This is a genomic window from Dellaglioa sp. CoH-55-MRSF-8 (assembly GCF_056782195.1).
In genome coordinates this window covers 1-261 of record NZ_JBXAYH010000219.1, presented here as the reverse complement: position 1 = coordinate 261, position 261 = coordinate 1, and the positions used below count along the sequence as shown (strand labels likewise).

At 51.3% G+C, this 261-nt stretch carries 1 protein-coding gene; it reads right to left on the bottom strand.

All coding sequences use genetic code 11. The features are described from left to right. Nucleotides 1–235, bottom strand: a 235-nt coding sequence (locus AC1RPW_RS08545; RefSeq protein ID WP_481769536.1) for a hypothetical protein, incomplete at its 3' end; no start/stop codon positions are given. Nucleotides 236–261 lie beyond the last annotated feature (26 nt).

Below are 261 nucleotides of genomic sequence, written 5' to 3'. Positions count from 1 at the left end.
GTTTATCCGATTTTGCAACGCGAGCGCCAGAACGAAATAGAAACTGGATGCACTGGTCAACGGTACGGTCGAGGTCCGGATTGTAGTCAGGGATGATGGCCTTGAAAAAGTTTATCTGATCCGGCGTCAACTTCAAGGTCGCAAGGAATGCTGCCGTATGGTAGCGCCGCCATTCGTTGAGGCCCTGACTGACGACAGGCACGCGGATTACAGAATCCCCAAGAAGCTTGTCCAAATTTTCCTTTTCCCATAGGCCACTGT